22 protein-coding genes are annotated in these 22,368 nt (G+C 62.6%); 21 read left to right on the top strand and 1 reads right to left on the bottom strand.

Going from position 1 to position 22,368, the window contains the following annotated elements:
* Window positions 1-2: 2 nt before the first annotated feature.
* The 21 genes from fliM to ACK59Z_RS18560 all read left to right on the top strand — a co-directional run bounded on the left by fliM (window position 3) and on the right by ACK59Z_RS18560 (window position 19,541).
* On the top strand, window positions 3-971 hold the full coding sequence (gene fliM, locus ACK59Z_RS18660) for a flagellar motor switch protein FliM (protein ID WP_003254418.1): 969 nt from the start codon (window positions 3-5) through the stop codon (window positions 969-971).
* 47 nt (window positions 972-1,018) lie between these two features.
* Entirely contained in the window at window positions 1,019-1,483 is a 465-nt protein-coding gene (gene fliN / locus ACK59Z_RS18655; RefSeq protein ID WP_003254417.1) for a flagellar motor switch protein FliN, read from the top strand.
* 12 nt (window positions 1,484-1,495) lie between these two features.
* On the top strand, window positions 1,496-1,930 hold the full coding sequence (gene fliO / locus ACK59Z_RS18650) for a flagellar biosynthetic protein FliO (protein ID WP_014860286.1): 435 nt from the start codon (window positions 1,496-1,498) through the stop codon (window positions 1,928-1,930).
* The gene (gene fliP / locus ACK59Z_RS18645; protein ID WP_003254415.1) at window positions 1,930-2,685 is read left to right on the top strand and encodes a flagellar type III secretion system pore protein FliP; all 756 of its coding nucleotides are present in this window, start codon (window positions 1,930-1,932) and stop codon (window positions 2,683-2,685) included. Before fliO ends, fliP begins: the two co-directional genes overlap by 1 nt.
* A gap of 21 nt (window positions 2,686-2,706) precedes the next feature.
* A complete protein-coding gene (gene fliQ / locus ACK59Z_RS18640; RefSeq protein ID WP_003254414.1) occupies window positions 2,707-2,976 on the top strand; it encodes a flagellar biosynthesis protein FliQ in 270 nt (89 codons plus the stop codon).
* A gap of 7 nt (window positions 2,977-2,983) precedes the next feature.
* Complete coding sequence (gene fliR, locus ACK59Z_RS18635; protein WP_003254413.1) at window positions 2,984-3,760, top strand: flagellar biosynthetic protein FliR; 777 nt, start codon at window positions 2,984-2,986, stop codon at window positions 3,758-3,760.
* A gap of 2 nt (window positions 3,761-3,762) precedes the next feature.
* Window positions 3,763-4,905, top strand: coding sequence for a flagellar biosynthesis protein FlhB (gene flhB, locus ACK59Z_RS18630; protein WP_003254412.1), 1,143 nt, complete (start codon window positions 3,763-3,765; stop codon window positions 4,903-4,905).
* A 382-nt stretch (window positions 4,906-5,287) separates the two neighbouring features.
* Complete coding sequence (gene flhA, locus ACK59Z_RS18625) at window positions 5,288-7,417, top strand: flagellar biosynthesis protein FlhA (RefSeq protein WP_003254410.1); 2,130 nt, start codon at window positions 5,288-5,290, stop codon at window positions 7,415-7,417.
* A gap of 11 nt (window positions 7,418-7,428) precedes the next feature.
* Entirely contained in the window at window positions 7,429-8,736 is a 1,308-nt protein-coding gene (flhF, locus tag ACK59Z_RS18620; RefSeq protein WP_003254409.1) for a flagellar biosynthesis protein FlhF, read from the top strand.
* A 93-nt stretch (window positions 8,737-8,829) separates the two neighbouring features.
* On the top strand, window positions 8,830-9,663 hold the full coding sequence (fleN, locus tag ACK59Z_RS18615; RefSeq protein WP_003254408.1) for a flagellar synthesis regulator FleN: 834 nt from the start codon (window positions 8,830-8,832) through the stop codon (window positions 9,661-9,663).
* Window positions 9,660-10,400: an RNA polymerase sigma factor FliA gene (gene fliA / locus ACK59Z_RS18610; protein WP_003254406.1), complete on the top strand. Its 741-nt coding sequence runs from the start codon at window positions 9,660-9,662 to the stop codon at window positions 10,398-10,400. Before fleN ends, fliA begins: the two co-directional genes overlap by 4 nt.
* Before the next feature lie 107 nt (window positions 10,401-10,507).
* Window positions 10,508-10,882, top strand: a complete 375-nt coding sequence (locus tag ACK59Z_RS18605; RefSeq protein ID WP_010955070.1) for a chemotaxis response regulator CheY — start codon at window positions 10,508-10,510, stop codon at window positions 10,880-10,882.
* Between the two features lie 22 nt (window positions 10,883-10,904).
* Window positions 10,905-11,693: a protein phosphatase CheZ gene (locus tag ACK59Z_RS18600; RefSeq protein ID WP_003254403.1), complete on the top strand. Its 789-nt coding sequence runs from the start codon at window positions 10,905-10,907 to the stop codon at window positions 11,691-11,693.
* A 12-nt stretch (window positions 11,694-11,705) separates the two neighbouring features.
* Window positions 11,706-13,955 (top strand): chemotaxis protein CheA, encoded by a 2,250-nt coding sequence (locus ACK59Z_RS18595; RefSeq protein WP_108191974.1) that lies wholly within the window; start codon window positions 11,706-11,708, stop codon window positions 13,953-13,955.
* 46 nt (window positions 13,956-14,001) lie between these two features.
* Window positions 14,002-15,114 carry a chemotaxis response regulator protein-glutamate methylesterase gene (locus tag ACK59Z_RS18590; RefSeq protein WP_003254400.1) on the top strand — a complete coding sequence of 371 codons (1,113 nt, stop codon included), beginning with the start codon at window positions 14,002-14,004 and terminating at the stop codon, window positions 15,112-15,114.
* On the top strand, window positions 15,114-15,854 hold the full coding sequence (locus tag ACK59Z_RS18585) for a flagellar motor protein (RefSeq protein WP_003254399.1): 741 nt from the start codon (window positions 15,114-15,116) through the stop codon (window positions 15,852-15,854). Before ACK59Z_RS18590 ends, ACK59Z_RS18585 begins: the two co-directional genes overlap by 1 nt.
* Window positions 15,855-15,857: 3 nt before the next feature.
* The gene (motD, locus tag ACK59Z_RS18580; protein WP_047604168.1) at window positions 15,858-16,715 is read left to right on the top strand and encodes a flagellar motor protein MotD; all 858 of its coding nucleotides are present in this window, start codon (window positions 15,858-15,860) and stop codon (window positions 16,713-16,715) included.
* Between the two features lie 223 nt (window positions 16,716-16,938).
* Entirely contained in the window at window positions 16,939-17,727 is a 789-nt protein-coding gene (locus ACK59Z_RS18575) for a ParA family protein (protein WP_003254396.1), read from the top strand.
* Window positions 17,727-18,623 (top strand): CheW domain-containing protein, encoded by an 897-nt coding sequence (locus tag ACK59Z_RS18570; RefSeq protein WP_108191973.1) that lies wholly within the window; start codon window positions 17,727-17,729, stop codon window positions 18,621-18,623. The genes ACK59Z_RS18575 and ACK59Z_RS18570 overlap by 1 nt, the downstream gene beginning before the upstream one ends.
* Before the next feature lie 41 nt (window positions 18,624-18,664).
* Window positions 18,665-19,144, top strand: coding sequence for a chemotaxis protein CheW (locus ACK59Z_RS18565; protein ID WP_003254393.1), 480 nt, complete (start codon window positions 18,665-18,667; stop codon window positions 19,142-19,144).
* 1 nt (window position 19,145) lies between these two features.
* On the top strand, window positions 19,146-19,541 hold the full coding sequence (locus ACK59Z_RS18560) for a DUF2802 domain-containing protein (protein WP_003254391.1): 396 nt from the start codon (window positions 19,146-19,148) through the stop codon (window positions 19,539-19,541).
* Between the two features lie 107 nt (window positions 19,542-19,648).
* On the opposite strand, the gene ACK59Z_RS18555 is transcribed toward ACK59Z_RS18560, so the two are convergent.
* Entirely contained in the window at window positions 19,649-22,360 is a 2,712-nt protein-coding gene (locus ACK59Z_RS18555; RefSeq protein WP_409293552.1) for a dermonecrotic toxin domain-containing protein, read from the bottom strand.
* Window positions 22,361-22,368: the final 8 nt, after the last annotated feature.

Genomic DNA, 22,368 nt, shown 5'->3' with positions numbered 1-22,368 from the left:
CAATGGCCGTACAGGACCTGCTGTCCCAGGATGAAATCGATGCCCTGTTGCACGGTGTCGACGACGGGCTGGTGCAGACCGAGAGTGCATCCGAGCCTGGCAGTATCAAAAGCTACGACCTGACCAGTCAGGACCGTATCGTGCGGGGTCGCATGCCGACCCTGGAAATGATCAACGAGCGCTTCGCCCGCTACACCCGTATCAGCATGTTCAACCTGCTACGCCGCTCCGCAGACGTGGCCGTGGGGGGCGTGCAGGTCATGAAGTTCGGCGAATACGTGCACTCGCTGTACGTGCCCACCAGCCTCAACCTGGTCAAGATCAAGCCGCTGCGCGGCACTTCGCTGTTCATCCTCGACGCCAAGCTGGTGTTCAAGCTGGTGGACAACTTTTTTGGCGGCGATGGCCGCCACGCCAAGATCGAAGGGCGTGAGTTCACCCCGACCGAACTGCGTGTGGTGCGCATGGTGCTGGACCAGTGTTTCGTCGACCTCAAGGAAGCCTGGCAGGCGATCATGCCGGTCAGCTTCGAGTACATGAACTCCGAGGTCAACCCGGCCATGGCCAACATTGTCGGCCCCAGCGAGGCGGTGGTGGTGTCCACCTTCCACATCGAACTGGACGGCGGCGGCGGCGATCTGCACGTGACCATGCCGTACTCGATGATCGAGCCGGTGCGGGAAATGCTCGACGCCGGTTTCCAGTCGGACCTGGACGACCAGGACGAGCGCTGGGTCAAGGCCCTGCGCGAGGACGTGCTGGACGTGGCCGTGCCAATGACCGCCACGGTCGCCCGACGCCAGCTGAAGCTGCGCGACATCCTGCACATGCAGCCGGGTGATGTGATCCCGGTGGAGCTGCCCGAGCACCTGGTGCTGCGCGCTAACGGGGTGCCAGCGTTCAAGGCGCGGCTTGGCTCGCACAAGGGCAACCTGGCCCTGCAGATCATTGACCCGATCGAACGCCGCTGACGGTGTGCCGGTCGCTTACAACGAATTGAATGCCTGTCGAGGAAATCATGGCTAACGAAAACGAGATCACCTCCCCAGAGGACCAGGCACTGGCCGATGAGTGGGCCGCAGCGTTGGAAGAAACCGGTTCTGCCGGCCAGGCCGACATCGATGCACTGCTGGGCGGGGACACCGGCAGCAGCGGCCCGGGCCGCCTGCCGATGGAAGAATTCGCCAGCTCGCCGAAGCCGAACGAAAATGTCAGCCTCGAAGGCCCTAACCTGGACGTGATCCTGGATATCCCGGTGAACATTTCCATGGAAGTGGGCAGCACCGAGATCAACATCCGCAACCTGCTGCAGCTCAACCAGGGCTCGGTGATCGAGCTCGACCGCCTGGCCGGGGAGCCGCTCGACGTGCTGGTCAACGGTACGCTGATCGCCCATGGCGAAGTGGTCGTGGTCAACGAAAAGTTCGGCATCCGCCTGACCGACGTGATCAGCCCCAGCGAACGTATCAAGAAGCTGCGCTGAGTGAAGGGCACGATGCGCGCCATCGCCGTGGCAGCGGTGCTGTTCGCCAGCCACGCCTGCCTGGCTGCGGCCACGCCAGCGGCCACCCCGGCGGCTCAACCTGGCAGTCTCGGCGGGCAGCTGGCGCAGATGGTCTTGGGCCTGCTGCTGGTGGTGGGCCTGATCTTCTTCCTGGCCTGGCTGCTGCGGCGCCTGCAGAGCACCGCTGTGAAGGGTGGGCAGGTGATCGAGATTGTCGGCAGCCGTGCCATCGGCCCGCGTGACCGCCTGCTGCTGGTGCAGGTGGGCAAGGAGCAGATCCTGATAGGCCATACCCCCGGCACCATCGAGGCCCTGCACGTACTGGCCGAACCCGTGGAAGTGCCGGCAAGCGTCCGTCAGGCGACGCCGGAGTTTGCCCAGCGGCTGATGGAGCTGATGGGCAAGGACCCTAAGGACAACAAGTGATGAGCGGCGCGCTGCGTACGTTGTTGACTCTGGCGCTGCTGCTGGCTGCGCCGCTGGCCCTGGCCGCCGACCCGCTGTCGATCCCGGCCATCACCCTGTCCAACACCCCGGACGGGCAACAGGAATATTCGGTCAGCCTGCAAATCCTGCTGATCATGACCGCGCTGAGCTTCATCCCGGCGTTCGTCATTCTGATGACCAGCTTTACCCGCATCATCATCGTGTTTTCGATTTTGCGCCAGGCCCTGGGCCTGCAGCAGACGCCGTCGAACCAGCTGTTGACCGGCATGGCGCTGTTCCTGACCATGTTCATCATGGCGCCGGTGTTCGATCGGGTGAACCAGGACGCGCTGCAGCCGTACCTGAAGGAGCAGATGACTGCCCAGCAGGCGATCGACAAAGCTCAGGGCCCGCTCAAGGACTTCATGCTGGCGCAAACCCGGCAGAGCGACCTTGACTTGTTCATGCGCCTGTCCAAGCGCACCGACATCGCCGGCCCCGACCAGGTGCCGCTGACGATCCTGGTGCCGGCATTCGTCACGTCGGAGCTCAAGACCGCGTTCCAGATCGGGTTCATGATCTTCATCCCGTTCCTGATCATCGACATGGTGGTGGCCAGTGTGCTGATGGCCATGGGTATGATGATGCTGTCGCCGCTGATCATCTCGCTGCCGTTCAAGATCATGCTGTTCGTGCTGGTCGACGGCTGGGCGCTGATCATGGGCACCCTGGCCAGCAGTTTCGGCGGCGTCTGACGCCGTCAAGGAGAGCCGCCGATGACACCTGAAGTAGCTGTCGACCTGTTCCGTGATGCCCTGTGGCTGACAACCTTGATGGTTGCCGTGCTGGTGGTGCCGAGCCTGTTGGTGGGCCTGGTGGTGGCGATGTTCCAGGCGGCCACGCAGATCAACGAACAGACCCTGAGCTTTCTGCCGCGCCTGCTGGTGATGCTGATCACGCTGATCATTGCCGGGCCGTGGCTGGTGCAGAAATTCATGGAGTACATCACCACGCTCTACACCAACATCCCGCAGCTCATAGGTTGATGCGGCGATGCTGGAACTGACCGACACGCAGATCGGCACCTGGGTCGCCACCTTCATCCTGCCGTTGTTCAGGGTGACCGCGGTGCTGATGACCATGCCGATTTTCGGTACCCGCATGTTGCCGGCGCGGGTGCGCTTGTACGTGTCCGTGGCCATCACCGTGGTAATCGTGCCGGCACTGCCGCCACTGCCTGAATTCGACCCGCTGAGCCTGCGCGGTTTGCTGCTGTGCGCCGAGCAGATCATCGTTGGCGCACTGTTTGGCCTGGCCTTGCAGTTGTTGTTCCAGGCTTTCGTGATTGCCGGGCAGATTGTTGCGGTGCAGATGGGCATGGCCTTCGCCTCGATGGTTGACCCCGCCAACGGGGTCAACGTCACGGTAATCAGCCAGTTCATGACCATGCTGGTGAGTGTGTTGTTCCTGTTGATGAACGGCCACCTGGTGGTGTTCGAGGTGCTGACCGAAAGTTTTACCACCTTGCCGGTGGGGAGTGCGCTGGTGGTCAACCACTTCTGGGAGTTGGCCGGGCGCATGGGCTGGGTGTTCGGTGCCGGCCTGCTGTTGATTCTGCCGGTGATTGCCGCGCTGCTGGTGGTGAACATCGCCTTTGGCGTAATGACCCGCGCAGCGCCACAGCTGAATATTTTCTCCATCGGCTTCCCGCTGACCTTGGTCATGGGCATGTTCGTCTTCTGGGTGGGCCTGGCCGATATACTGTCTCACTATCAGGCATTGGCCAGTGAAACGCTGCAGTGGCTGCGTGAGCTGGCGAGGGCGCGCTGAACATGGCAGAAAGCGAGAGCGGTCAGGACAAGACAGAAGACCCCACCGAAAAGCGCAAACGCGATGCCCGTGAGAAGGGCGAGGTCGCGCGCTCCAAGGAGCTGAACACGGTGGCGGTGACCCTGGCGGGCGCTGGTGGCCTGCTGGCATTCGGTGGTCACTTGGCCGAAACACTGCTGGCGTTGATGCGCATGAACTTCAGTTTGACCCGCGACATCATCGTCGATGAACGGGCCATGGGGGCCTTTCTGCTGGCCTCGGGCAAGATGGCTATCTGGGCGGTGCAGCCGGTGTTGATCCTGCTGTTCGTGATTTCCTTCGTGGCGCCCATCGCGCTTAGCGGCTTCTTGTTCTCGGGCAGCTTGCTGCAGCCCAAATTCAGCCGCATGAACCCGCTGTCGGGGATCAAGCGCATGTTCTCGATGCAGGCCTTGACTGAATTGCTCAAGGCGCTGGCCAAGTTTTTCGTGATTCTGGTGGTGGCGGTGGTGGTGCTCTCCGGTGACCGCCAGGCCTTGCTGTCGATTGCCAATGAGCCGCTGGAGCAGGCGATCATTCATAGCTTGCAGGTGGTGGGCTGGAGTGCCTTGTGGATGTCGGCCGGGCTGTTGCTGATTGCCGCGGCAGATGTGCCGTTCCAGCTGTACCAGACGCACAAGAAAATGAAGATGACCAAGCAGGAAGTGCGCGACGAGTACAAGGACAGCGAGGGCAAGCCCGAGGTCAAGCAACGTATTCGCCAACTGCAGCGCGAGGTGTCGCAGCGGCGCATGATGGCGGCGGTACCGGATGCAGATGTGATCATCACCAACCCGACGCATTATGCGGTGGCGTTGCAATACGACCCGGAGAAAGGCGGTGCGGCGCCGTTGCTGCTGGCCAAGGGTAGCGATTTCATGGCGTTGAAGATTCGTGAAATTGGCGTGGAGCACAACATCCAGATCCTCGAGTCGCCGGCGCTGGCGCGGGCGATCTATTACTCCACCGAACTTGAGCAGGAGATCCCGGCGGGGCTGTACCTGGCGGTGGCGCAGGTGCTGGCGTATGTGTTCCAGATTCGCCAATACCGCGCCGGCAAGGGCAAGCGCCCAGAGCCGCTGAAGGACGACCTGCCGATCCCGCCGGACCTGCGCCGCGACAATTGACCTTGTGTCACGGCTTCTGGCTCTTTCGCGGGTGAACCCGCTCCTACACCTGATCGGGGATGGACACACATCGGTGTTTGGGCACAGGCCGTCGTGTAGGAGCGGGTTCACCCGCGAAAGGGCCGGGCCTGCTGGCCAATCTCTACCCGCCGTTCACCATTGCCGCCGCTACCGTATTCGCGGGTAAACCCGCTCCTACACCTGATCGGGGATGGACACACATCGGTGATTGGGCGCAGGCCGTCGTGTAGGAGCGGGTTCACCCGCGAAAGGGCCGGCGCCGGCAACATAAATCTCCCTTCGAGCAAAGTTGGAAGGCTTCTTGCAAAGCCACGCCCAGGCGCCCCCTGGGCGTCAAAGTTTTGCATCAAGAGGACTCGCGGTGGATCGCACTCAGTTAATCAGCAACGCCCGCAACAACCTGGCCGGGCTCGGCCGGGGCAACCTGGGTGTGCCGCTGTTACTGCTGGTGATGTTGGCAATGATGATGTTGCCGATACCGCCGTTCCTGCTCGACGTGTTTTTCACCTTCAACATCGCCCTGTCGATCGTGGTGCTGCTGGTCTGTGTATACGCCCTGCGCCCCCTCGACTTCGCCGCGTTCCCCACCATCCTGCTGGTGGCCACGTTGTTGCGCCTGGCCCTGAACGTGGCGTCTACCCGTGTGGTCATGCTGCATGGCCAGGAGGGCCACGGCGCTGCCGGTAAAGTGATCCAGGCCTTTGGTGAGGTGGTGATCGGCGGTAACTACGTGGTCGGTGCCGTGGTGTTCGCCATCCTCATGATCATCAACTTCGTGGTGGTGACCAAGGGTGCCGGGCGTATCTCGGAAGTGAGTGCGCGTTTCACCCTCGACGCCATGCCCGGCAAGCAGATGGCCATCGACGCCGACCTCAATGCCGGCCTGATCGACCAGGCCCAGGCCAAGCACCGACGTGCCGAGGTGGCGCAGGAGGCCGAGTTCTACGGTTCGATGGACGGTGCCAGCAAGTTCGTGCGCGGCGACGCCATCGCCGGCTTGCTGATCCTGTTCATCAACCTGATCGGTGGCATGCTCATCGGCATGCTGCAGCACAATATGTCGTTCAGCGAGGCCGGCAAGGTCTACGCCCTGCTGACCATTGGTGACGGTTTGGTGGCGCAATTGCCATCACTGCTGCTGTCCACCGCCGCCGCGATCATGGTCACCCGTGCTTCAGGCTCTGAAGACATGGGCAAGCTGATCAATCGGCAGATGTTCGATTCGCCCAAGGCGCTGGCGGTGTCGGCGGGGCTGATGATCGTCATGGGCCTGGTGCCGGGCATGCCGCACATTGCCTTCCTCAGCCTCGGCCTGATGGCGGCCGGCGGCGCCTACCTGGTGTGGAAGAAACAGCAACAGGCCAAGGTCAAAGCCCAGCAAGAGGCGCAGCGTCAGCAGGACCTGCTGCCCTCGCCACAGCGCGCGCTGGAAACCAAGGAGCTGGGTTGGGACGACGTCACCCCCATCGACATGATCGGCCTGGAGGTCGGCTATCGGCTGATCCCGCTGGTCGATCGCAACCAGGGCGGCCAGTTGCTGGCGCGGATCAAGGGCGTGCGCAAGAAGCTGTCGCAGGACCTGGGCTTCCTGATGCCCACCGTGCACATTCGTGACAACCTCGACCTGCAACCCAGCGCCTATCGCCTGACCCTGATGGGGGTGATTCTGGCCGAGGCGGAGATCTACCCGGACCGCGAACTGGCGATCAACCCTGGGCAGGTGTTTGGCACCCTCAACGGTATTGCCGCGCGCGACCCGGCGTTTGGCCTGGAAGCAGTGTGGATCGACGTCGGCCAGCGCTCACAGGCGCAGTCGCTGGGTTACACCGTGGTCGATGCCAGCACCGTGGTGGCCACCCACCTCAACCAGATTCTGCAGAAACACTGCCACGAGCTGATCGGCCACGAAGAGGTTCAGCAACTGCTGCAAGTGCTGGCCAAGGCATCGCCTAAACTTGCAGAAGAGCTGGTGCCGGGTGTCATTTCCTTGTCGGGGCTGCTCAAGGTGCTGCAAGCCCTGTTGTCGGAACAGGTGCCAGTGCGCGATATTCGCAGTATTGCCGAGGCCATCGCGAACAACGCCGGCAAGAGTCAAGATACCGCCGCACTGGTGGCGGTGGTGCGCGTCGGATTGTGTCGCGCCATCGTGCAAAGCATTGTCGGCGTTGAGTCGGAGCTTCCAGTGATTACCCTGGAGCCAAGGTTGGAACAGATTTTGCTGAATAGTCTGCAAAGGGCCGGGCAGGGTCAGGAAGATGGTGTTCTTCTGGAGCCTAGCATGGCCGAGAAGCTGCAACGTTCGCTGATCGAGGCGGCCCAGCGCCAGGAAATGCAGGGTCAGCCGGCCATCCTGCTGGTCGCCGGCCCGATCCGCGCCATGTTGTCGCGTTTCGGTCGCCTGGCTGTACCGAATTTGCATGTTCTGGCGTATCAGGAAATACCTGACAACAAGCAAGTCACCATCGTTGCCACCGTGGGCCCTAACGGCTGAGGTAGGGGATAATGCAAGTTAAGCGATTTTTCGCCGCCGATATGCGTCAGGCCATGAAACTGGTCCGTGACGAGCTGGGCGCCGATGCCGCAATCATTGGCAACCGCCGCATTGCCGGTGGTGTCGAGCTGACGGCCGCGCTGGACTACAAGCTGTCCGCCCTGGCCCCGCGTGTGCCCAACGCCGAGCTGGAAGAAGAGCTGCGCAAGACCCACACGCGCATTGCCACTGCCCAGGCCGAGCTGGACCAGCGTCAGGACAGCAGCGACAACAACCGCCAATTGTTCGCCGGGCAATCTTTGACCGCTGCCGAACCGTTGATCGAGCCGCACGTCGATGCCCCTGAGGCCGCTGCCGTACCGGCTGCTGCGCCGGTTGACCCGCGCCTGTTCGATGCCATGCGCTCGGAGCTGTCGGGCCTGCGTGAGCTGCTGGAAGTGCAACTCGGTTCGCTGGCCTGGAATCAGCTGCAGGGCAGCAAGCCGCAGCAGGCCAACCTTTGGCGCCGCCTGCAGCGCATCGGCCTGTCCGGGCCGATCGCCCGCGAGCTGCTGGACCTGACCGCCGAGATCGAGGAACCGCGCCAGGCCTGGCGCATGCTGCTGGCTCACTTGGCGCGGATGATCGAAGTACCTGAAATCGAGCCGATCGAAGAGGGCGGGGTGATCGCCATGGTCGGCCCGGCGGGCATGGGCAAGACCACCACCCTGGCCAAGCTGGCCGCGCGCTATGTGCTCAAGTACGGCGCGCAGAACCTGGCGCTGGTGAGCATGGACAGCTTCCGTATCGGCGCCCAGGAACAGCTCAAGACCCTGGGCCGCATCCTCAACGTGCCGGTGACTTACGTCGACCCGGGCCAGTCGCTGGCAGCAGCGCTGGAGCCACTGCTGCGCAAGCGCGTGGTGCTGATCGATACTGCCGGCCTGCAAGCCAGCGACCCTGCGCTGCGCATGCAGCTGGAAACCTTGGCCGGGCGTGGCATTGCCGCGAAGAACTACCTGGTGCTGGCCACCACCAGCCAGAAGCAGGTGCTGACCGCCGCCTACCACAGCTACAAGCGCTGTGGCCTGGCCGGCTGCATCCTGACCAAACTCGATGAAACGGCAAGCCTTGGCGATGTGTTGAGCCTTGCCATCAGTCATGAACTGCCAGTGGCCTATCTTACCGATGGCCCACGCATTCCTGACGACCTGCACCTGCCAAGGGGCCACCAGTTGGTCACGCGGGCGGTGAATGTGCAGCAGCAGGACGAGCCCAGCGAAGAGGCCATGGCCGACATGTTCGCTGATCTCTATCACAACCCACGGCGAGCGGGTTGACCATGAAGCGTGTGCAAAGTCGCTATGCCAAGGGGCACGCAGAATTGCCCTACGTGTGGCCTGAGTCCCAGCGAGACAAGGTAAAGAACAGACATGGGTAGCATGCATCCCGTACAGGTGATCGCCGTGACCGGTGGCAAAGGTGGCGTCGGCAAGACTAACGTTTCAGTGAACTTGTCCCTGGCGCTGGCCGAGCTTGGCCGCAGGGTCATGCTGCTGGACGCCGACCTGGGCCTGGCCAATGTCGACGTGTTGCTGGGCCTTACCCCCAAACGTACCCTCGCCGATGTGATTGAAGGGCGTTGCGAGCTGCGTGACGTAATGCTGCAGGGCCCCGGCGGTGTGCGCATCGTACCGGCAGCCTCGGGCACCCAGAGCATGGTGCATCTGGCCCCGGCCCAGCATGCCGGGCTGATCCAGGCGTTCAGCGAGATCGGCGACAACCTCGATGTGTTGGTGATCGATACCGCTGCGGGTATCGGTGACTCGGTGGTCAGCTTCGTTCGCGCCGCCCAGGAAGTGCTGCTGGTGGTGTGTGATGAACCTACCTCGATTACCGACGCCTACGCGTTGATCAAGCTGCTCAATCGCGACTATGGCATGAACCGTTTCCGTGTGTTGGCCAACATGGCGCAGAGCCCGCAGGAAGGGCGCAACCTGTTTGCCAAGCTGACCAAGGTCACCGACCGCTTCCTTGACGTTGCCCTGCAGTACGTGGGTGCCGTGCCGTACGACGAGTGCGTGCGCAAGGCGGTGCAGAAGCAGCGTGCCGTCTACGAAGCCTTCCCTCGCTCCAAGTGTGCGCTGGCCTTCAAGGCGATTGCCCAGAAGGTCGACAGCTGGCCGCTGCCGGCCAATCCGCGCGGCCATCTGGAGTTCTTTGTCGAGCGCTTGGTGCAACCCACCAGCGCGGGACCCGTACTATGAACGCCAGCGGCTTCAAGATGTACAGCCGGGCGGCGAAGGACGCCCAGTACGAGCTGATCGAACGCTACGCCCCGCTGGTCAAGCGCATCGCGTACCACCTGTTGGCGCGGTTGCCGGCCAACGTGCAAGTCGAGGACCTGATCCAGGCCGGCATGATCGGCCTGCTGGAAGTGGCCAACAAATACGACGCCAGCAAGGGCGCCAGCTTTGAGACCTACGCCGGCATCCGCATCCGCGGGGCCATGCTGGACGAAGTGCGCAAAGGCGATTGGGCACCGCGTTCGGTACACCGCAACACCCGTATGGTCAGTGATGCCATGCGTGCAGTTGAGGCCAGAACAGGCCGTGACGCTAAAGATCATGAAGTTGCTGCCGAACTCCAATTGAGTCTCGATGATTACTACGGGATCTTGAACGATACCCTGGGCAGCCGCCTGTTCAGCTTTGACGACCTGTTGCAGGACGGCGAGCACGAAGGGCTGCATGAGGATGGCGCCAGTGGCCAGGTCGAACCTGCGCGCGGCCTGGAGGAGGAGCGCTTCCAGGCTGCCCTGACCGAGGCTATCGCCAACCTGCCGGAGCGTGAGCGCCTGGTGCTGGCGCTGTACTACGACGAAGAGCTGAACCTCAAGGAAATCGGTGAGGTGCTGGGTGTCAGCGAGTCGCGGGTCAGCCAGTTGCACAGCCAATGTGCCGCGCGCCTGCGCAGCCGCCTGGGGGAATGGCGGGCGCGTTGAGCCCACTGTCGTTGCAGTCGTTTTCCACGTTGTACCGAATTGAATGAGTGCGTGCTCGGTAGGCCGAGCGCGTTTGAGACTGCTTGGAGGTCTAATTGGACAAGAACATGAAAATCCTCATCGTTGACGACTTTTCGACGATGCGGCGGATCATCAAGAACCTGTTGCGTGACCTGGGTTTCACCAACACCGACGAAGCCGATGACGGCACCACGGCGTTGCCGATGCTGGAAAACGGTCACTACGACTTCCTGGTGACCGACTGGAACATGCCGGGCATGTCCGGCATCGACCTGCTGCGTAAAGTGCGTGCCAGCGACAAGCTGAAAAGCATGCCGGTCTTGATGGTGACCGCTGAAGCCAAGCGCGACCAGATCATTGAAGCGGCACAGGCCGGCGTCAATGGTTACGTGGTCAAGCCGTTCACCGCTCAGGTGCTCAAAGAGAAGATCGAGAAGATCTTCGAACGCGTCAACGGCTGAGTCACGTCAGGGGGGGCGCGTCATGGATTCATCACAAACGTCTTTGGGCGAGTTCGAGTCGACCCTGAAGAAGCATGCCCAGGAGTTGGTCGAAAGCCTGGAGCGGGGCCGTTTCGGCGAGGCGGTGCAGTTGATTCACGAACTGAACCAGACCCGCGACCGCGGCCTGTACCAGGAAGTCGGCAAGCTGACTCGCGAGCTGCACAGTGCCATCGTCAGTTTCCAGATCGACCCCACCATGCCGCAGGCAGAAGAGGTGTCGCAAATTACCGACGCCACCGAGCGCCTGTCGTATGTGGTCAAGCTGACCGAGGGCGCGGCCAACCGCACCATGGACCTGGTCGAGGAAAGCACACCGGTGCTCAATGAGCTGGCCAGCGAGGCCAAGGCCCTGAGCACCGACTGGCAGCGCTTCATGCGCCGCGAAGTGGCTGCGCCGGAATTCCGTGATCTGGTCAAGCGAGTCGACAGTTTCCTGACGCACAGCGCCGAGGGCAACCGCAAGGTTTCCGGGCACCTCAATGACATTTTGCTGGCCCAGGACTATCAGGACCTGACCGGCCAGGTGATCAAGCGCGTCACCGCACTGGTGACCGAGGTGGAAAGCAACCTGCTCAAGCTGGTGCTGATGGCCAGCCAGGTCGACCGCTTTGCCGGTATAAAACATGACCACGATCAATTGCGTGCAGAAAAAGATCGAGAAAAACATCCGACTCGGGGTGAAGGTCCGCAGATTCATGCCGATAAGCGTGAAGACGTCGTGTCCGGTCAGGACGATGTCGATGATCTGCTGTCCAGCCTTGGTTTTTAAGGAGCACGTTTGATGAGCTTCGGCGCCGATGAAGAAATCCTCCAGGATTTCCTGGTAGAAGCCGGCGAAATTCTTGAGCAATTGTCCGAGCAACTGGTCGAGCTGGAAAGCCGACCTGACGATGCCGACCTGCTCAATGCGATCTTTCGCGGTTTCCACACTGTAAAAGGGGGCGCCGGCTTCCTCCAGCTGAACGAGCTGGTGGAGTGCTGCCATATCGCCGAGAACGTGTTCGACGTCCTGCGCAAAGGTGAGCGCCGGGTCGATGCGGAACTGATGGATGTGGTGCTCGAGGCACTGGATACGGTCAACAGCATGTTTGGCCAGGTGCGCGAGCGTGCCGAAGTGACACCGGCCACCCCCGCACTGCTGGCGGCGTTGTCGCGCCTGGCCGAACCTGGCGCAGCCGAAACTGTTGCAGCGCCTGCACCGGCGCCGGTTGCCGACGTGTCGGTTGCCGCGCCGGCCGAGACCGAGGAGCAACACCAGGACATCACTGACAGTGAATTCGAGCAGTTGCTCGATTCGCTCGATGCGATCAAGGCGCAAGCGGCGGCCGACGAGCAGATGCAGGGCGAGACTGTCAGCGGTGCGGGTGATGAAATCACCGACGCCGAGTTCGAATCGCTGCTCGACCAGTTGCACGGCAAGGGCCAGTTCAATGCCGAGGTTGCCGCGCCGCCGGTGGCCGTCAGCAGCGAAGCGGTCAGTGATGAGATCACCGACGCCGAATTCGAATCGCTGCTCGACCAGCTGCATGGCAAGGGCACCTTCCAGGCTGGCGCCTTGCCAGCCGCCCAGGCACCAGCGCCTGCCGCACCCGACAACAGTGCCGCCAGCGATGAAATCAGCGAGCACGAGTTCGAAGCCCTGCTGGACCAGTTGCACGGCAAGGGCAAGTTCGGTGGCGATGTTGCCGCTGTAGAGGCCCCGGCTGCTGTCCAGGCGCAAGCGCCGGCTGCCGCCAAGGCCGAAAGCCCGCCAGTGACCAAGCCCGCTGCCGCGCCAGCGCCAGCGCCTTCGCCGGCCAGCAAACCTGCCGCGGCGCCTCGCGCGCCGGCCCCGGCCGCTGAAAAGCATGCCGCCAGCGAAGCGGAAACCACGGTACGCGTCGATACCGCGCGCCTGGACGAGATCATGAACATGGTCGGCGAACTGGTGCTGGTGCGTAACCGTCTGGTGCGCCTGGGCCTGAACAGCGGCGACGAGGCCATGTCCAAGGCCGTGTCCAACCTTGACGTGGTCACCGCCGACCTGCAGACCGCGGTGATGAAAACCCGTATGCAGCCGATCAAGAAAGTCTTCGGCCGCTTCCCGCGCCTGGTCCGCGACCTGGCGCGCCAGTTGAAGAAAGAGATCAATCTGGAGCTGGTCGGCGAAGAGACCGACCTTGACAAGAACCTCGTAGAAGCCTTGGCCGACCCGCTGGTGCACTTGGTGCGCAATGCGGTCGACCACGGTATCGAGATGCCCGAGGAGCGTGAAACGTCTGGCAAGGCACGTACCGGCCGCGTAGTGCTGTCGGCCGAACAGGAAGGCGACCACATCCTGCTGTCGATCTCGGACGACGGCAAGGGCATGGACCCGAACATCCTGCGCGCCAAGGCCGTGGAAAAGGGCCTGATGGACAAGGACGCCGCCGAGCGCCTGAGCGAGTCGGACTGCTACAACCTGATCTTCGCCCCTGGCTTCTCGACCAAGACCGAGATTTCCGATGTGTCCGGGCGTGGCGTGGGCATGGACGTGGTGAAAACCAAGATCTCCCAGCTCAACGGCTCGATCAACATTTTCTCGGCCAAGGGCCAAGGCTCCAAGATCGTCATCAAGGTGCCGCTGACCCTGGCGATCATGCCCACCCTGATGGTGATGTTGGGCAACCAGGCGTTCGCCTTCCCGCTGGTCAACGTCAACGAGATCTTCCACCTCGACCTGTCGCGCACCAACGTGGTCGACGGCCAGGAAGTGGTGATCGTGCGCGACAAGGCGCTGCCGCTGTTCTACCTCAAGCGCTGGCTGGTCCAGGGCCAGGTGCACGAAGAGCAGCACGAAGGCCACGTGGTGATTCTGTCGGTCGGCACCCAGCGCATCGGTTTTGTCGTTGACCAACTGGTGGGCCAGGAAGAAGTGGTCATCAAGCCGCTGGGCAAGATGCTGCAAGGCACCCCGGGCATGTCCGGGGCCACCATTACCGGCGACGGTCGCATCGCGTTGATTCTCGACGTCCCGAGCATGCTCAAGCGTTACGCCGCGCGGCGTATTTGATTTCGGTGGCGCGCCCTGGCGGGTTGCGCCGCCTAATGGAGTGTTTATGGCAGTCAAGGTCCTGGTGGTGGATGATTCTGGTTTCTTCCGCCGCCGTGTCTCGGAAATCCTCTCGGCGGATCCAACGATCCAGGTAGTGGGTACCGCGACCAACGGCAAGGAAGCAATCGACCAGGCGCTGGCGCTCAAGCCCGATGTGATCACCATGGACTACGAAATGCCCATGATGGATGGCATTACCGCCGTGCGGCACATCATGCAGCGCTGTCCGACGCCCGTATTGATGTTCTCGTCGCTGACCCATGAAGGCGCCCGCGTCACCCTCGACGCGCTGGATGCCGGCGCAGTGGACTACCTGCCGAAAAACTTCGAGGACATCTCGCGCAACCCTGACAAGGTCAAGCAGTTGCTGTGCGAGAAGGTGCACACCATTTCGCGCAGCAACCGCCGGATCGGCAGCTATGCCAGAACGGCGCCGGTCGCCGCGCCAGCGCCCGCCAGCACTTTCGCCAGCCAGGCGCAGACGCGCCCGGCAGCACCTGCCCGTGCTGCGGCCCCGACACCGGCGGCCTCGCAGTCGCCGGCACCCAAGCGCAAACCCTACAAACTGGTGGCCATCGGTACCTCCACGGGGGGGCCGGTGGCGCTGCAGCGGGTACTGACCCAGCTGCCGGCCAATTTCCCGGCGCCGATCGTGTTGATCCAGCACATGCCGGCGGCGTTCACCAAAGCGTTTGCCGAACGCCTGGACAAGCTGTGCCGCATCAGCGTCAAGGAAGCCGAAGACGGCGACATGCTGCGCCCGGGCCTGGCCCTGCTGGCCCCCGGTGGCAAGCAGATGATGATCGATGGCCGTGGCACAGTGAAGATCCTGCCCGGCGACGAGCGCCTGAACTACAAGCCGTGCGTGGACATCACCTTCGGTTCGGCGGCCAAGTCGTACGGCGACAAGGTGTTGTCGGTGGTGCTCACCGGCATGGGCGCCGATGGCCGCGAGGGCGCGCGCCTGCTCAAGCAGGGGGGCAGCACGGTGTGGGCCCAGGATGAAGCCAGCTGCGTGATTTATGGCATGCCCATGGCCATCGTCAAGGCCAACCTGGCGGATGCCGTGTACAGCCTGGATGAAATCGGCAAGCACCTGGTGGAGGCGTGCGTCTGATGGACGTCCTCAGCCTGATCGGTTTGATTCTGGCTTTCGTTGCCATCGTCGGTGGCAACTTCCTTGAAGGCGGTCATGTCGGTGCTCTGGTCAATGGCCCGGCGGCTCTGATCGTGCTGGGTGGCACCCTGGCGGCGGCGCTGTTGCAGTCGCCGCTGTCGTCGTTCAAGCGTGCCTTGCAGATTTTGCGTTGGATCCTGTTTCCACCGCGGGTCGATCTGGCGGGCGGCATCGACCGAGTGGTGAACTGGAGCCTGACCGCTCGCAAAGAAGGCCTGCTGGGCCTGGAAGGGGTAGCGGACAGCGAGCCCGACCCCTATGCGCGCAAGGGCCTGCAACTGCTGGTGGATGGCGCCGAGCCGGAAGCGATCCGCAGCATCCTTGAGGTCGACTTCCTTACCCAGGAAGGCCGTGACATCCAGGCAGCCAAGGTATTCGAAAGCATGGGCGGCTATGCGCCGACCATCGGCATCATCGGGGCGGTCATGGGCCTTATCCATGTGATGGGCAATCTGGCCGACCCGTCGCAACTGGGCAATGGCATTGCCGTGGCCTTTGTCGCCACCATTTACGGTGTGGCCAGTGCCAACCTTGTGCTCTTGCCGGTCGCCAGCAAGCTCAAGGCCATCGTCATGCGCCAGTCGCGCTACCGTGAAATGCTGCTCGAAGGCCTGCTGTCGATTGCCGAAGGTGAAAACCCGCGCTCGATCGAGCTGAAGCTGCAAGGCTTCATGGAGTAACCCATGCGTCGCCGTCGTCATACCGAGGAACACGAAAACCACGAGCGCTGGCTGGTGTCGTACGCTGACTTCATCACGTTGCTGTTCGCCTTCTTCGTGGTGATGTATTCCATTTCCTCGATCAACGAGGGTAAGTACAAGGTTATTTCCCAGGCTTTGCTAGGGGTATTCAACGACCCCGAGCGCAGCATGAAGCCGATCCCGATTGGCGATGAGCAGCCGCTGAGCGTTCGCCCGGCCCAACCGCTGGTCAAAGACAGCGAGCAGACCGAAGCGGGCCTGGCGGCGACCAATGTCGACCCGTTGAAAACCATCAGCGATGACGTGCGCGATGCCTTCGGCGACCTGATCAACAGCGACCAGATGACTGTGCGCGGCAACGAGCTGTGGGTGGAGATCGAGCTCAACTCATCGCTGCTGTTTGGCAGCGGTGATGCGATGCCCAGTGACAAGGCGTTTGCGATCATCGAGAAGGTGGCCAACATCCTCAAGCCGTTCGCCAACCCGGTGCACGTCGAAGGCTTCACCGACAACCTGCCGATCCGCACCGCGCAGTACCCCACCAACTGGGAGTTGTCCTCGGCGCGCGCGGCCAGCATCGTGCGGCTGCTGGCCATGGAGGGCGTCAACCCGGCGCGTATGGCTTCGGTGGGCTATGGCGAGTACCAGCCGGTGGCCAGCAACGATACCGCCGAAGGGCGCGCCCGCAACCGCCGGGTGGTGCTGGTGATTTCCCGTAACCTGGAAGTGCGCCGCAGCCTGACAGGCTCGGGCAGCGCCAATGCCACCCCGGATGCCGCATTGCGCCGTGCTGGCACACAAAGTGCACCGGCAATACAAGCAACGGTAGCGAGGCCGTGATACGTCAATTCCCCGTCGCTGATACGAACACGATTTTGAATGTGCCGCCGCCCCCTGTGGGAGCGGGCATGCCCGCGAAGCCAGCGACTCGGTGAATGGCACCGGCTACGCCGGTGTTCGCGGGCTTGCCCGCTCCCACAGAGGGGCGTGCGAGCTTTGAAGTTTTGCGCATGACGGTTGTTTCTACAGTGTCCCTGCCAAATCAATAGATAGAGTTTGCTTGATGAGAGTCTGGGCAGTAGCCAATCAAAAAGGTGGTGTCGGCAAGACCACCACTACCATTGCCCTGGCCGGCCTGCTGGCCGAGGCCGGCAAGCGCGTGGTTGTCGTCGACCTCGACCCGCACGGCTCGATGACCAGCTACTTCGGGCACAACCCGGACGCCCTGGAGCACAGCTGCTACGACCTGTTCCTGCACAAGGGCACGGTGCCCGAAGGCTTGCCCGGGCAACTGCTGCTGCCCACCAGCGATGAGCGCATTTCGCTGCTGCCGTCGAGTACCGCCCTGGCGGTGCTGGAGCGCCAGTCGCCAGGGCAGAATGGCCTGGGCCTGGTAATCGCCAAGAGTCTGGCGCAGCTGTGGCAAGATTTCGACTATGCCCTGATCGACAGCCCACCCTTGCTGGGTGTGCTGATGGTCAATGCCCTGGCCGCCAGCCAGCAGCTTGTGATCCCGGTGCAAACCGAGTTCCTCGCCGTGAAGGGCCTGGAGCGCATGGTCGGCACCTTGGCCATGGTCAACCGTTCGCGCAAGCAGGCGCTGCCGTACCAGATCGTACCGACCCTGTTCGACCGTCGTACCCAGGCGTCGCTTGGCACCCTCAAGTTGCTGCGTGACACCTACGGGCAGCATGTGTGGCAGGGCTACATTCCGGTGGATACGCGCCTGCGCGATGCCAGTCGCAAGGGCGTCACGCCTTCGCAGTTCGACAGCAAGAGCCGTGGGTTGATCGCCTACCGGGCGCTGCTCAAGCACCTGCTCACCTACAAGACCGCAGTGCAGGTGGCCTGATGACTCAAACCCGGCAAACCAGCACCCGGCCGCAGATGGCCCTGCAATCGTACCTGGACGGCCTGCTGCAGGAGGCCACCGAGGCCGAAGACCTGAGCGAGCAGCCGGCAGTGGCTGATGAGTTCGCCGAGGCGGTGCGCGAGGAGCAGGTACGCGATGCCCGGCAGCCAGCCCGGCCTGAGCCCGCCGAAGCCGCCGCCGCCAGCTTTGCCCCGCGGCCGTTCGCCGAGCCCCGTCTGGCGGTACTGCCCAGCGTGATGCCGGTGGAAGCCCCGGTGGTGACGGTGGTCGAGCAGGAGGTCGTGGCCGAAGCCAGCATCCCGGTACTGGTCGAAGAACAAACCGTGGAACCGGCTGTGCCGCTGGTCGATGTGCATCTGCCGGCACCCAACCTGCCCGTACCCCCGGCCACTGTCGACGGTCGTCCGGTGTGGGCGGCCGAGCCGTTCGAATGCCTGCTGTTCGACGTTGCCGGCCTGACCCTGGCGGTGCCGTTGGTGTGCCTGGGCTCGATCTACACCCTGGCTGGCCAGGAGCTGACGCCACTGTTCGGCCAGCCCGACTGGTTCCTCGGCATCCTGACCTGCCAGGCCGGCAACCTGAAGGTGCTGGACACTGCGCGTTGGGTAATGCCCGACCGCTACCGCGATGATTTTCGCCAGGGCCTGCAATACGTGATTTCGGTGCAGGGCTACGAATGGGGGCTGGCGGTGCATCAGGTCAGCCGCTCGCTGCGCCTGGACCCGTCGGAGATCAAGTGGCGCAGCCAGCGTGGCCAGCGCCCGTGGCTGGCCGGCACCGTAATCGAACACATGTGCGCACTGCTCGACGTCGCCGCACTGGCCGAGCTGATCGCCAGCGGTGCGGTCAAGCAGATGCACGCCAAACAGAAATGACACAGAACATACCGCCAACGGCGGATTTTGAGGGTAGGGGAATGAAAAAGTCGTCTGCACAAGGTTCCGAAGATCCGATCCTGCAGTGGGTTACCTTCCGTCTGGACAACGAGTCCTACGGCATCAATGTGATGCAGGTGCAGGAAGTCCTGCGCTACACCGAGATTGCCCCGGTGCCGGGTGCACCGAGCTACGTGCTGGGCATCATCAACTTGCGCGGTAACGTGGTGACGGTGATCGACACGCGTCAGCGTTTTGGCCTGATGCCGACCGAAGTGACCGACAACACCCGTATCGTCATCATCGAAGCCGACAAGCAAGTGGTCGGCATTCTTGTCGACAGCGTGGCCGAAGTGGTTTACCTGCGCCAGTCTGAAATCGAGACCGCGCCGAACGTGGGTAACGAAGAGTCGGCCAAGTTCATTCAGGGCGTGTGCAACAAGAATGGCGAACTGCTGATCCTGGTCGAACTGGACAAGATGATGACCGAGGAAGAGTGGTCCGAGCTGGAGAACATCTGAGTTGATTCTAGAGGTTGCTGTCATCTTCCTGGCGCTGGCCTGGGCGCTGAGCCTGTGGTTTTTCCTCAACTACAGCAAGCGCCAGCGCGAGCTGGCTGCGCAGCAGGCCGAGGGCGATGCGCTGCGTGACCAGCGCATCAAGGACTTGGCCAAGCGTCTGGATGACTACCAGAACGGCACTGTGCGCATGGGTGAGGCCATCCATGAGCTGCGTGCGACAGTGGCTACCCTGCCAGACCGGCTGGAGCGCCTTGAGCAGCGCGACCCCAGCAACGTTACCTTCAGCCAGGCGGCCAAGCTGGTGGGGATGGGGGCGAGTGTTGATGAGTTGACCCAGAGCTGCGGCCTGACCCAGGCCGAGGCGGAGTTGATGAGCAAGGTGCACCGGGCTCCTTGACGGGGGTACCCTCGGCAGCAGGTCCGTCGCCTGGGAAATCGAGCGGCGCCCATGCGTCGCTCGATCTGAAAGGTGTCGCCAGGCCCGTTCAGTACCCGCTGTTCATTTCAGTTGCGAACCCAGGAGTGATTGCCGCCCACGCCGGCGAATCGGTTCAGGGGCAGCAGTTGCTTCAGGGCTGTATTGGCTTGCGAAGGGTTGATGAATGGATAGGTGTTGACGCGTGGCATGGTGTGCAGGTTGATGATCTGGCGCAGGGTCCGCAACCCGGGTAGATGGCGATCGACCACTTCGGTGAGCAGTGCCGGCCCGGTGAGGTAGCTGAGCGTGTTGGCATAGCGGTAGAAACCGCTCGGGTCCTGCTCCAGGCTCGGTCGGCTTTCGTAGAAGTCTGCATGGGTCTGGTAACGTGCGAGCATTTCATCGGAGATCGCATCCAGCAGCGGGTTGCCTGGATGGCTACCAATGAGGCTGGTGTTGTACAGGCAATTCATGCTCATTTTCTCGTTGGACATCGGCGGTGGCAGCAGCAGCCCATCGGGTGGGGTGCGCAGCTCGACCTGATCGATCGTTTCGCCCTTGCCGTCCGGCAGCAGGAAGTCGTCCACGTCCATGTACAGCCCACCCTCATGGTGCAGCATCCGGTAGCGCAGCACATCGGTCGCAGACGCGTAATTGGTGGCGATGCCACCGTTGCCATCCAGCGCTGCCTCGTACTGCGCGTAATAGCGGCTCTGGCGGAAGGCCCGGAAGAAGCCTTGCTCTTCAAGCGGCAATACCTGCAGCCCTGGCGCCCGGGCTGCCAATAGCCTTGCGTTCTGTTCGTAAGCGGTAGGCGAAGCCTTCGACAGAAACAGGCGCATGCTGTATTCACTGTCGCTCAGGCGCGCGGCGTTGGCGGCAAGGTTGGCCAGCAATGGCTCGCTTATGACTTTGTCGCCGACCCAGAGGCTGGAGATGAGTTTGGGGATGGGGGCGCTGTCCGGGGCTGGTGTCGGAATGGTGACTGGCAGTGGCAGGTCGACACCCAGCGCGCGCAAGGTGCGGGTGCGCATGGCGTCGGTGACTGGGCGCTGCCTGTCGAGCGCCACAAGGTCACGGCTGCCAGGCACTGCGATGTAGGCTTGCGGCTCGACCTCGTTGACGGTTTCCTTGATGATGAATGCGTCGTGCTCCAGGTCATAGACCACGCGTGCATTGTAGGTTTCGATGCTGCATTCCAGGTCGTCCAGTTCGCCATCGTAGTGTGGCAAGCGTATCACCGCGCCGGCAACAGCCGGGTCGCCTTCGTCAAGCGGTGTAATCGGCTCGTGGTGGTGGAAGTACTCCGCGCCTTCTGGCTCTGGAAGCCGCGGTGGGCTGGTCGGGCTCAACGGATAGCCGAGCTGCTCGTTGACCTCGCGCGGCATGACAAAACCATCGCTTTTGAACTCGAACAGGGCCTTGATGCCTGCTGTGCCCTCCGTTGCCAGCGGTACGGCGTTGAACAGCCCCCAGGCGATGTCGCCCACCCCGTCCTGTTTGGCTTTCAGGCTGTGGCCGTTGATCACCTGATCCAGGCCCAGGCCCAACTGGGCAATGCCACCGAGCGCCAGCAGTGGCGCCAGCCCCGGCACCACCAGGCACAGTGGCGCTAGCAGGTTGAGCGTGTTGGCGAGGTAGCCACGCCATTTGGCTTTGGTAACCTGGCTGTCGGTGGTAATGACAAAATCGGCATCGTCGTAGCTGCGCTGGCGCTGGCGCTCGGTCAGGGCTGCGAACATATCCCCGGTCAGTTTGGGGTTGTATTTGCCAGGTTTGTAGTTCACGTAGGTTCTGGGGGGCCAGACGCCATCATCGTTGAAATAACCGTGTTCAGGTGGCAACCGGTGCCGGTCCGGATAGTCGCCAAGGCCCTCGAGCGCGGTGTCCAGGCCACTGAAATCGAGGCCCTGGGGGCGGTCGGCGAGCCTGAAGTGTTGCTTTAGCGCTTCGCGTCGGGCGGGGTCCTTGCACTGATCGCCCACCCAGTCCTTGAGCAGGTTCTCGCTTGCGAATTCGAGCAAGGGCGAGCTGTTACCTGGCATGTACAGCAGGGTCAGATCGCTGTGCGGGGCATTGATGTACAGCAGGTCTGTGGCCGCATAGCCATAGATGCTCAGCGTGCTGACCCGTATCTTGAAGCGCTGCGGCATCATGCCGGCGGCTTGCCATGCCAGTTCCCTGGCAGCATTGCTCAGGCGCCCCTGGCTGACCTGGGCGTTGCAGGCGGCGATGAAATTGAGCTTGCTGGCCAGGCGGTGAGTGTCCTGATGCTCCTGCCAGTAAGCGTCGAGCATGGCTTTGAACGGCTGGTGAAAGTCCAGCGCTTCGATGAACCGCTGGAAGGCTTCAGCCGGAACCTGAATGTGGGTCGAGGCATCGTAACGGGCGGGAGACGATCGCTGGAACAGGCCGTTATACACCTCGAAGGCGGCGCCCTGATGGCCGTAGCCCAGCGTTGGCAGGCGATCGACCAGCTTCAACGGCCCTTGGGGGAAGGTGCCTGCCCAAGGGTTGGCGAACAGTGCGCCGATGAGGTTGTTATCGGACTCCCCTTGCCAGTTGCCCAGCAGCGCCTGGGTCATGCTCTGGGTCTGCTGGACCGCTGCCACATACCCTTGGTCATCCGGCCGGTAGTGCAGGGTGACCACATCGACGCGATCGGGGTCGATATGCACACCTTGCCCGGCAAGCCACTGCCGGATCAAGCGATGGGCTTCGCGGTCCGGGCGTGGGATGTTGGCCAGATGGTCTACTACGAACTGCACGCCTTTGGCGTTGATTCTGCTGTCGATCATGACGGTCA

This window comes from Pseudomonas sp. KCJK9058, assembly GCF_046230975.1.
GTDB classification, from domain to species: Bacteria; Pseudomonadota; Gammaproteobacteria; order Pseudomonadales; family Pseudomonadaceae; genus Aquipseudomonas; species Aquipseudomonas alloputida.
The sequence above is the reverse complement of the archived record's forward strand: the minus strand, read 5'-3'. Positions and strand labels throughout refer to the sequence as shown.

Coding starts and splice junctions, on each gene's coding strand:
- fliM (WP_003254418.1), top strand. CDS start 3: ATGGCCGTACAGGACCTGCTGTCCCAGGATGAAATCGATGCCCTGTTG.
- fliN (WP_003254417.1), top strand. CDS start 1,019: ATGGCTAACGAAAACGAGATCACCTCCCCAGAGGACCAGGCACTGGCC.
- fliO (WP_014860286.1), top strand. CDS start 1,496: ATGCGCGCCATCGCCGTGGCAGCGGTGCTGTTCGCCAGCCACGCCTGC.
- fliP (WP_003254415.1), top strand. CDS start 1,930: ATGAGCGGCGCGCTGCGTACGTTGTTGACTCTGGCGCTGCTGCTGGCT.
- fliQ (WP_003254414.1), top strand. CDS start 2,707: ATGACACCTGAAGTAGCTGTCGACCTGTTCCGTGATGCCCTGTGGCTG.
- fliR (WP_003254413.1), top strand. CDS start 2,984: ATGCTGGAACTGACCGACACGCAGATCGGCACCTGGGTCGCCACCTTC.
- flhB (WP_003254412.1), top strand. CDS start 3,763: ATGGCAGAAAGCGAGAGCGGTCAGGACAAGACAGAAGACCCCACCGAA.
- flhF (WP_003254409.1), top strand. CDS start 7,429: ATGCAAGTTAAGCGATTTTTCGCCGCCGATATGCGTCAGGCCATGAAA.
- fleN (WP_003254408.1), top strand. CDS start 8,830: ATGGGTAGCATGCATCCCGTACAGGTGATCGCCGTGACCGGTGGCAAA.
- fliA (WP_003254406.1), top strand. CDS start 9,660: ATGAACGCCAGCGGCTTCAAGATGTACAGCCGGGCGGCGAAGGACGCC.
- ACK59Z_RS18605 (WP_010955070.1), top strand. CDS start 10,508: ATGAAAATCCTCATCGTTGACGACTTTTCGACGATGCGGCGGATCATC.
- ACK59Z_RS18600 (WP_003254403.1), top strand. CDS start 10,905: ATGGATTCATCACAAACGTCTTTGGGCGAGTTCGAGTCGACCCTGAAG.
- ACK59Z_RS18595 (WP_108191974.1), top strand. CDS start 11,706: ATGAGCTTCGGCGCCGATGAAGAAATCCTCCAGGATTTCCTGGTAGAA.
- ACK59Z_RS18590 (WP_003254400.1), top strand. CDS start 14,002: ATGGCAGTCAAGGTCCTGGTGGTGGATGATTCTGGTTTCTTCCGCCGC.
- ACK59Z_RS18585 (WP_003254399.1), top strand. CDS start 15,114: ATGGACGTCCTCAGCCTGATCGGTTTGATTCTGGCTTTCGTTGCCATC.
- motD (WP_047604168.1), top strand. CDS start 15,858: ATGCGTCGCCGTCGTCATACCGAGGAACACGAAAACCACGAGCGCTGG.
- ACK59Z_RS18575 (WP_003254396.1), top strand. CDS start 16,939: ATGAGAGTCTGGGCAGTAGCCAATCAAAAAGGTGGTGTCGGCAAGACC.
- ACK59Z_RS18570 (WP_108191973.1), top strand. CDS start 17,727: ATGACTCAAACCCGGCAAACCAGCACCCGGCCGCAGATGGCCCTGCAA.
- ACK59Z_RS18565 (WP_003254393.1), top strand. CDS start 18,665: ATGAAAAAGTCGTCTGCACAAGGTTCCGAAGATCCGATCCTGCAGTGG.
- ACK59Z_RS18555 (WP_409293552.1), bottom strand. CDS start 22,360: ATGATCGACAGCAGAATCAACGCCAAAGGCGTGCAGTTCGTAGTAGAC.